This is a genomic window from Deltaproteobacteria bacterium (assembly GCA_020845895.1).
In the GTDB taxonomy this organism is placed as follows: Bacteria; Lernaellota; Lernaellaia; order JACKCT01; family JACKCT01; genus JADLEX01.
Map to the genome: position 1 here is coordinate 1 of JADLEX010000088.1, position 9464 is coordinate 9464.

6 protein-coding genes are annotated in these 9464 nt (G+C 61.2%); all 6 read right to left on the bottom strand.

The annotated features are described in order from the left end of the window. Positions 1–2089 (bottom strand): hypothetical protein (locus IT350_11660; GenBank protein ID MCC6158698.1); only part of this gene is annotated, 2089 nt, incomplete at its 3' end. Further along, positions 2086–3393 carry a hypothetical protein gene (locus tag IT350_11665; protein MCC6158699.1) on the bottom strand — a complete coding sequence of 436 codons (1308 nt, stop codon included), beginning with the start codon at positions 3391–3393 and terminating at the stop codon, positions 2086–2088. The genes IT350_11660 and IT350_11665, both read right to left, overlap by 4 nt. Before the next feature lie 604 nt (positions 3394–3997). Beyond that, positions 3998–4690 carry a response regulator gene (locus IT350_11670; GenBank protein ID MCC6158700.1) on the bottom strand — a complete coding sequence of 231 codons (693 nt, stop codon included), beginning with the start codon at positions 4688–4690 and terminating at the stop codon, positions 3998–4000. Further along, on the bottom strand, positions 4687–7386 hold the full coding sequence (locus IT350_11675; protein ID MCC6158701.1) for a sensor histidine kinase KdpD: 2700 nt from the start codon (positions 7384–7386) through the stop codon (positions 4687–4689). The genes IT350_11670 and IT350_11675 overlap by 4 nt, the downstream gene beginning before the upstream one ends. A gap of 12 nt (positions 7387–7398) precedes the next feature. Beyond that, positions 7399–7974 carry a potassium-transporting ATPase subunit KdpC gene (kdpC, locus tag IT350_11680; protein MCC6158702.1) on the bottom strand — a complete coding sequence of 192 codons (576 nt, stop codon included), beginning with the start codon at positions 7972–7974 and terminating at the stop codon, positions 7399–7401. A 17-nt stretch (positions 7975–7991) separates the two neighbouring features. Then, positions 7992–9464 (bottom strand): potassium-transporting ATPase subunit KdpB (kdpB, locus tag IT350_11685; GenBank protein MCC6158703.1); only part of this gene is annotated, 1473 nt, incomplete at its 5' end.

The window sequence follows — 9464 nt, forward strand, 5'->3', positions numbered from 1 at the left end:
TCGCCTGAAACTGATGGTCCGGTGCCGACGCGGCTGCGGGAGTCGGTCCCGAGATCAGTTCATGCACGCACGCCGGAGTGACGTCAGTCTCCGTGCAATCGTCGTCGCCCGTGTCGTCGTCCGGGACGTACGGCTCCGTGGTTGTTGTCGTCGTCGGCGTCTCGATGGTCGTCGTCGTGGTCGGCATCGTCGTTGTGGTTGGGGGGATCGTGGTTGTGGTAACAGGAGGGAGCGTTGACTGAGGAGGCGGAACGTACTCGTCTACGCAGTGGCCGTAAATATCTCCCTCCTCGGAAAATTGACAGAACGCATTTGGGTTATCGTAATAATCACGGCAGAAGGCGTATCCGCCATCCTCTTGACAATCCGGCGGAGGCGGAGGAGGGGGAGGTGGGGGGCCGTCGACAACGTAGAATGTGCCTGTTCCCTTTCCGGCATAGTATATATCTGTTGAGGCAAGCATAATGCCGGCCGATATTCTATACGCCTCCCCCTGAACAAAACTGGAGTCGATAGGAAAAGAGTAAGAACCGCCATGTCCTCCCCAAGTATTTCCATACTCCGGCGAAACGTACTCCTCGGACACGAGGCGAAATACATCATCTCCAGAACGCTTTCGCGAAAGCGCGATTCGAACGGTTAACTGCCCGTCCTCCAATATATCATTATCGTAACCCCAATGAAAGCGAACAAGTGGTTCGTTGTTACTTGGCGGATATCGATAAACATATTGCCTATTATAACCGTCATCACGTCGAAACGGTCCACCCACCTCAACATTTGCAACTTTTGGACATGCCTGATCTAATGGATCGCCCATGATAATATTTCTATCGATGCAGGAAACGACGTCGCCGCCCCTCCTCATGATGTTATCAGAACAATATTGACGTCCTTCGAATACATTCGAGTGCGCGCCGTATTCATTGCCAACGCAGCGACCGTACATACATTTACTGAAACAAGAAGGGGTGTCCGTAATGTCACATGCTTCGTATGCGTTGTATCCAGAGACCGGAATAGCTGTCGAATACATACAACCCCACTGGGTCGGATCAGTCGGGTCGATCGTTGTCGTCGTCGTCGACGTCGTTGTTGTAATGATCGTCGTCGATCCCTGACCCGTCGTGGTTGTTGTCGTTGTCGGCACCGTCGTCGTTGGAACGATATAACATGGAAGATCTGACATATTGTATGCAGTGTGAAAATATTCATGAACCAAGGTGAGTCCAAGAGTTGAGCCGTAGTAACCCGGAGTCGCGTGGCCCATTTCGACCCAGTGGGTTGGCATCGGCACAACGATAATTTTATCTGCCGCACAACCGGCGACAGATGTAACCCAAGTGGCACAAGCACCCAAGGATTTCACAATTATCGGCTGTGCGTAGCCCTCAACAGATTCCATACTGAATCCATCGAAAGACCTCAACATTCGCTTATATCGTTCCGAGGTTCCAATGGCTGCCTCGTCCTCGTCGGGAACACAATTGAAATTTCCGGTTGCTTCTAAACACAATTCCTCTGTTTCAAATGCGGATTGAGTAGCCGGGTTATACAAAAGAGCATACCCGCCGCATTTTTTCCTGTCGTAGTCAAACGGCGTGACCCCCGTAGGCTGAAATGAAACATCCACACGCGCGCGTGCTTCCAAGTTGTCGCATCCACTCTGTGTTCCACTTCCTGCTATAATTCGACTCATGGATTCAGAGCTTTCCAAGACTGACTTGTCCCATCTGGCCACATTCAAGATTCTTGCGTCAAGATGATTTATGACAGCTTGATACGAAGGCACAGAATTGTTGGCTCCGGCATTCGTATTTTTATACCAGAAGTCGGCATCGTTTTTTTCGCCGATACTCGAAAACTCGTGACTACCATCTTCAGGAACGCACACAGCGCTACACTCTGCGGTTGGATCGAGATCACTTTTACATGTGGTCAACATTTCGGAAGCAATGTACGGCGCTACATAATGTGTTGAATTCTCGCCGGCAAATGCCCGAGACGAAAAACATCCTATAGCGAAGTACATGAAAATCTCTACAATGGCGCGCAGGAGAATTGTTGATTTATCGCCTAACACGTTCATTCCCCCTGTCCAGCGTCCACAATAGTATATTTATGACCCGTCAATTTCTCGGCTTGTGAAAAATAGATGTCTTGGCAAGCTTCCGCGGATGTTGCCGCTTGGTATTGCGAATAGTAAGCTGTTTTTGCGCGAAGCACCTCCGCGGCAATATGATCCTGCTGTTTCTTCGGAAACTGGGCGCCGTTTTTCACGGTTTCGTCAAAGAACCACTTAAAGGTTTTTAAGTCATCTTCGAACAGCAAGTCGACATTGCACAGATCAAATTCCAGTCGCCACTGGCAGTGCAATGCGGCCATCGCATGTGGAATTAAACGCAAGTAATTCATCAAATCCTCACGGAAATTTCTTTGAAAATGAGGTAAATATATTCCTAAAGCCGTCCTCGTGTCAACTATCCCGGAAGCAACGATATATCCCAGTCTCGTTTCGAACTCTTCGGCGGAAGTTGTATCGAACGGAGACACCACGGCGGTTCCGATGTTTGGCCCAAGTGCTTTCGCGAGGGATCGATCAATTTTATAATGCTCTTGGGTCGCCCGATCGATGAAGACTCCATAGCCGCTGCTGCTCCAGATTTTCCGTGATTTATTGTCGGTACTGTCGAATTTCGTAATTTGCAACAAGTCCATATGGTGGATGCACGAACTTTGACAGCTGGACTGCTTTTTGCAAGTTTCTTCGATAAGATGTGAATAGTTGTGTTTGTCATTTCTGATGTAGGTTGATAAGTAATTTGCCGTCGCTCCTAAGATTTGACTTCGATTTTCTGCGCCGCACGCCGCGTACAACCCTGACGTTTCGAAGTTTGCGGTCAGATCTGTCACAACTTCGTCGGTAAACTCTCTTGCGGTCTCCCTGCGTCTCATCAGCAACTGAAGTATCATATATCGGGTCAGTTGCGTAGTATCGCAATTTCGGTGAGTGAATGCCGCGAGGCGCCGGATGTCGTCATCCGTGCACACGGCATGGAGGTTGTCGATCACTTTCGACAACTCCCCACTTGGAATATCGTACAGGTCTTCCAAGAGGGACTCTTTCGACAGCGTTTTCTCCGCATCGGCGGTGTAGAGCGTCCGAAACTCCTCGGTCGAGCAGTTCCGGAAGCACTCGCGAATCGTCTCTTGTGTGGACGCCGGGCTTTCGAAGCCCGACGCGCTTTGCTCCGTCCCTTCGCTCACGGCGCATTGCACGGAGAAAGTCTCGATCGCGAGGGCCGCCAGAAGAACCTGAAACACTCGCGCCGCAGACTCGGAAAGCGAAGTCTTCGGCCGTTTCGTTCCGGGCGTTTTCAAGGTCGCGATCACAGTTGCACCTCCGACTTCGGTTCAAAATGCTCGTAGCACCAACCGGTATGGTTTTTATGGGCAAGTGGCGCCGGTTTCGTCGTGACCATACCACTCCGCCCCCCCCTCTTCCGACCCGCCGCCGCACCCGAATACGGTCGCGACGACTACAAGGGCGAGCAGCCAAACCGTCGCGCCGACGAAGCGAGGAATCGCGTCGACGTAGTTCCACTCAGCGCTCCCGTGGTCGGGGTCAGCATCAGTGTTTCGTTGTTTGAGCGGGGACATGGACTCCCTCCGCGATTCGGTCGGCCATGTTGAACGGATGATAGCAGACTGTTGCGTGCATTGCCAGAAAAAAGTGAAGCCTCGTTTCATTTTTCGCGTGGGAATTTGAGGGCATTTCGCCGGTGCCCCGTTTAGCTTCGGGAGATCCCGATTGCGAATAAACTCAATGAAATCAATTGATTATTCTGTCGCCGTAGCGGTGACGGATGATCCCAGGGGGAAATTCGCATTTTTTCCTGCGAAGTTCCGGGGTTTCGAGTGTGCCGAAGTTTGCGAAAAAGTATGTGAGTTTCCGGGGCTGCATAGCTCGTGCCGAGATGTGCGCGTTCCAACTTTCTCAATCCGTCACCAGCCGATACCCCACGCCCGTTTCCGTCAGCAGGTATTTCGGACGCGCGGGTTCGGCCTCGAGCTTCTGGCGCAGCGATCCCATGAAGACACGCAGGTACTGCGTCTGATCGACGTGGTTCGGACCCCAGACCTCTTTCAGAAGCTGCCGGTGCGTGAGCACCTTGCCCGCGTGGCGCGTCAGCGTGGCAAGCAGTGAATACTCCATCGGCGTCAAATGGATCTCTTCGCCGGCCCGGGTGACGACGCGACGCGCGAAGTCGATGGTCACGTCGCCGAACGTCACCGACGGCTCGCCCGTCCCTTCTCGCCCCGCCACGTGGCGCAGCGCCACGCGGATGCGCGCGAGCAGCTCCGGCACGCTGAAGGGTTTGGTCAGGTAATCGTCGGCGCCGGCGTCGAGTGTCGTCACCTTGTCCTCGTCGCGCCCGCGCGCGGTGAGCACGATGACGGGCACCCGGCTCCACTCGCGGATGCGGCGCAGCACATCCACGCCGTCGCCGTCGGGCAAACCGAGATCGAGAATCACGAGATCGGGGTTGTGCGACGCGGCGAGGCGCACGCCTTCGGCGCCGGTTTCCGCTTCGATCAGCGCGTAGCCGTTCGGCGGCAGCGACACGCGCAGGAGCTTGCGCAGTTGCGGATCGTCCTCGATGACGAGCAGCTTCGGTTCCAGCGTCATGATTGCGCCTCGCGGTGCGACTCGACCTCGCCGACTGCATCGGCCGCGCCCACCGGCAGACGCACCTCGAAGACCGCGCCGCCGCCAGGCCGGTTCCGCGCGGTCACCGAGCCGCCGTGCGCCGCGACGAATCCGCGCACGATGGCGAGGCCGAGACCCGCGCCGGGCGCGCCGCCGGACATGGTCGATCGGAAGAATTTCTCGAACACGCGCTCCTCGCTTCCGGCGGGAAGGCCGGGACCGCGGTCCGCGATCGAAACGACCGCCGCGTCGCCGTCACGGCGAAGTGCGACCTCGATCGGCGTGGCGGGCGGCGTGTGCTTGGCCGCGTTGTCGAGCAGGTTGAGCAACACCTGCTCGATCAGCAACGCGTCGGCTTTCACGAGCGGCACGTCGGGTGCCACCTCCACCTCCACCGTTCGCCCGACGAGTTCTCGATCCATTCGCCGGATCGCCGCGCCGACGAGTTCCTCGACCGACTGCCAATCGAGGTTCGGGCGCACCGCGCCGGACTCGAGCCGCGTCATCTGAAGCAGATTGCCGACAAGCCGCTCCAGACGCTCGGCTTCCTGACGGATCAGGTCCGCGAGGTGACGCCGCCGGGCCTCGTCCCCGCCGCCAACGCCGTCCGCGAGCCCCGCCGCCGCGGCCGTGATGGTCGCGAGCGGCGTGCGCAGGTCGTGCGACACCGATGCGAGCAGGGCGCTTTGCAGGCGCTCGGATTCGACCTGCATGCGCGCGTCCTGCGTCTCTTTCAGCAGCCGCCTCTGCTCCAGGGCGCCGGCGGCGATGCGCGCGAGGGCATCGAGCAGCAGCATGCGCTCGGTGTCGCGGGCGAACGCGGCATCCGGCGGTCGCAGGGCCAGCGCGCCAACGCACTCCGTCGTGCCGTTCATCGGCATGAGCAGTGCGTCCGACGAGGGAAACGTGTCGGTGCCAAGCCCCGCGACCTGCCCGCGATCGAGCACCCAACGTGCGAGGTCCATCGGCCATTCCGCGACCGGCGACGCGTGTTCGCCCGAGACGACCGGCTCGGCGTCGGCCCCTCGCAGGATGACCGCGGTCTCGCAGCCGACGATGGCGGCGACGGCTCGTCGCGTCGCTTCGACCGCCTCGCCGGCCGTTCGCGTCGCGGCGAGATCGCGCGTGAGTTCGTATAGCGCGCGGGTGCGCCGCTCGTGGCGTCTCGCGCTGTCGGCCTGGCGCTTCACCTGCAGGGCGAGGTTTGCAATGACGTTTCCGACGATCAGGATGACCGCGAAGGTGAAGACATAGCGGACGTCGCCGACCGCGAAGGTGAAGTGCGGCGGGATGAAAAAAAAGTCGTAGCACAGGACTCCGACGACGGACGCGGCGAAGGCCGGTCCGCGCCCCCATGCAAGCGCAACGACGACCGTGCCGAGCACGTACAACATCGCGGTCGAGGTCTCGTGAAAATACTTCGCGACGGGCCAGCCGATCGCCGTGCAAACGGCCATGACGGCCAGCGCGGCGAGGTACGGCGATCGCGACACGGAGGGCGACGTCGGTCGCGTGCGGTGGCGCACGATTTCCTCGGCGGTGCCGCGCACGACGTGCACGTCGATGCCCGCCTCGTTCTGAATGAGATCGTCGACGAAGGAGCCGGTCAGCCGGTCGCGAAGCGTGCGCCTCCCGGGCTTGCCCACCATGATGCGGCCGGCGCGGCGAAGGGTGGCGTAGCGGATGATCTCAGCCACCGCGTCGTCGCCGGTCAGCGTCACGGCCCGCGCGCCGAGCTGTTCGGCGAGACGCAGCGTCTGAAACACGCGCTCGCGATCCTGGGCGGAGAGCGGCGCGGCTCCCGGAACCTCGACGTATACCACGTCCCACTCCGCACGCTGGCGGTTGGCCTGACGGCGCGCCGCCCGCACGACGCGCTGGGCGAAGGGGCTCGGGCTCACGGCCACGACGAAGCGATCCGCCGCCAACGCCGGCTGCGCCGAGCCCTGCGCGCGGCGATACTGCTCCATCTGCGTCTCGACGCGATCGGCCATCCGCCGCAAGGCGAGCTCGCGCAGCGCGATGAGGTTGCCCTTGGCGAAGAAGGAGTCCATCGCCCGCGACGCCTGCGACGGGATGTACACCTTGCCGTCGCGCATACGCTGCAAAAGGTCGTCCGATGTCAGATCGACGAGCTCCACGTCGGCGGCGTTGTCGAAGATCGCGTCGGGCACCGTCTCGCGCACGACCACGCCGGTGATCTTCGCGACGAGATCGTTGACGCTCTCCAGGTGCTGCACGTTGACGGTGGTGAGCACGTCGATGCCCGCGCGAAGAAGTTCCTCGACGTCCTGCCAGCGCTTGGCGTGCCAACTATCGGGGGTATTCGTGTGCGCGAGTTCATCCACGACGACCACGGCCGGGCGTCGGCCGAGCGCGGCCAGCAGGTCGAATTCGCGCAGGGTGATGCCGCGATAGATCGTTTCTCGCCGGGGAAGAACTTCCAGCCCTCCGAGCAACGCCTCGGTCTCGGCCCGACCGTGCGTCTCGACCACGCCGACGACGATGTCGATGCCCTGATCGCGCAACCGCCGCGCGGTTTCGAGCATGGCGTAGGTTTTCCCCACGCCGGGCGATGCGCCGAAGAAGACCTTGAGCTTGCCGCGGCCTTCGTTCGCGGCCTCGTCGCTCGCGGTCTTCAGCAGGGATTCCGGATCGGGGCGCTGATGTTCCACGTCGAGCCCGATCTAGCGCGCGATCCCGTCCAGGACGAGATTCACGCACAGCACGTTCACTCGGGGCATCCCGAGAATGCCAAACTGGCGACCTTTTGCACAGCCGTCGATCGTGGTGCGCACGCGCGCATCGTCGATTCCCCGCGCGGTCGCGATGCGCCGAACCTGATACTGCGCGGCGGAGGGCGAAATGTCGGGGTCGAGGCCGGAGCCCGACGCGGTCACGAGATCCGCGGGAACCGGCGCGGCGTTTTCCGGATCAGCCTTGCGCAGGTTCGCGATGCGCGATCCGACTGCGTCGGCGAGAGCCGGATTCAGGGGGCCGAGATTCGATCCGGATGACGACGCGGCGTTGTACGGCGTCGGACCGGTGGCCGACGGGCGTCCCCATAGATATTTCGGGTCGTCGAAAATCTGACCGACGAGTTCTGATCCGGCAGGCCGCTCGGCGGGGCCGATCAGGCTTCCGGTCGCGCGGTGGGGGAATACGAGCTGTGCGACGCCGGTCACCGCCAGCGGGTACACGACCCCCGTCAGCACGGTGAGCGTGAGAAAGATCAGCAGGGCGGGTTTCCAGATGGGGGTCATTTCGGTGTCCTTTTCCCTTACGCCAGGTGCACGGCGACGAGAATCATGTCGATCAGTTTGATGCCGATGAACGGGGCGACGAGACCGCCGACGCCGTACACCAGCAGGTGATGCGCCAGCAACCTCGCCGCGCCGATCGGGCGAGGCTTCACGCCGCGCAGCGCCAGCGGCACGAGCGCAATGATGATGAGCGCGTTGAAGATGACGGCCGACAGCACCGCGCTTTGCGGCGTGGCGAGGCGCATGACGTTGAGCGCGCCGAGCGCCGGATAGGTGGACGCAAAAGCGGCGGGAATGATGGCGAAATACTTGGCCACGTCGTTCGCGAGGCTGAACGTGGTGAGCGCGCCGCGCGTGATGAGCATCTGCTTTCCGATGCGCACGATGTCGAGCAGCTTCGTCGGGTTCGAGTCGAGGTCCACCATGTTACCGGCTTCCTTGGCGGCCTGCGTGCCGGTGTTCATCGCCACCGCTACGTCGGCCTGGGCGAGCGCGGGCGCGTCGTTGGTGCCGTCGCCGGTCATGGCGACCATGCGCCCACCGGCCTGCATCTCGCGGAGGAGGGCCAGTTTCTTTTCGGGCGTCGCCTGCGCGAGGTAGTCGTCCACGCCGGCCTCGGCCGCGATTGCCGCGGCGGTCAGCGGGTTGTCACCGGTGATCATGATCGTTTTGATGCCGATCTCGCGCAGCTCGGCGAAACGCTCCTTGATGCCACCCTTCACGATGTCCTTGAGCTGCACGCACCCCAGCACCTCGACGTCGCGGGCGACGACGAGCGGCGTGCCGCCCTCGCGCGAGATGCGCGACACCGCCTCATCGACCGCCGGCGGCAGCGCACCGCCGAGGAGTTCGACGTGCGCGCGGATCGCGTCGACCGAACCCTTGCGGATCTGCATGCCGTCGAGATCGACGCCGCTCATTCGCGTCTGCGCGGTGAAGGGCACGAAACGCGCTCCCACCTGGCGCAGGTCGCGCTCGCGCAGGTTGTGGCGCTCCTTGGCGAGCACGACAATGCTGCGCCCCTCGGGGGTCTCGTCGGCGAGCGACGCGAACTGCGCGGCGTCGGCGAGTTCGCGTTCGTCTACACCGGGCGCGGGCAGGAAGGCCGACGCCTGCCGGTTGCCGAGCGTGATGGTGCCCGTTTTGTCGAGCAGCAGCACGTCCACGTCGCCCGCGGCTTCGACCGCGCGGCCCGACATGGCCATGACATTCGCGCGCAACAGGCGGTCGATACCCGCGATGCCGATGGCGGAGAGCAGCCCGCCGATGGTGGTGGGGATCAGGCACACGAGCAGTGCGACCAGCACCGTGATGCTGACGACCTCGCCCGAGCCCGCTGCGGACACGGCGAATGCGGAATACGGCCGCAGGGTGACCGTGGCGAACAGGAAGACCAGTGAGAGGCCGGCCAGCAGGATCGTCAGCGCGATCTCGTTGGGGGTCTTTTGGCGCTTCGCGCCCTCGACCATGCCGATCATGTGGTCGAGAAA

What these genes read in the sequence shown, in the direction of transcription:
- kdpC (MCC6158702.1), bottom strand. Translation starts at nt 7,974, where the DNA reads ATGACCCCCATCTGGAAACCCGCCCTGCTGATCTTTCTCACGCTCACC.
- IT350_11670 (MCC6158700.1), bottom strand. Translation starts at nt 4,690, where the DNA reads ATGACGCTGGAACCGAAGCTGCTCGTCATCGAGGACGATCCGCAACTG.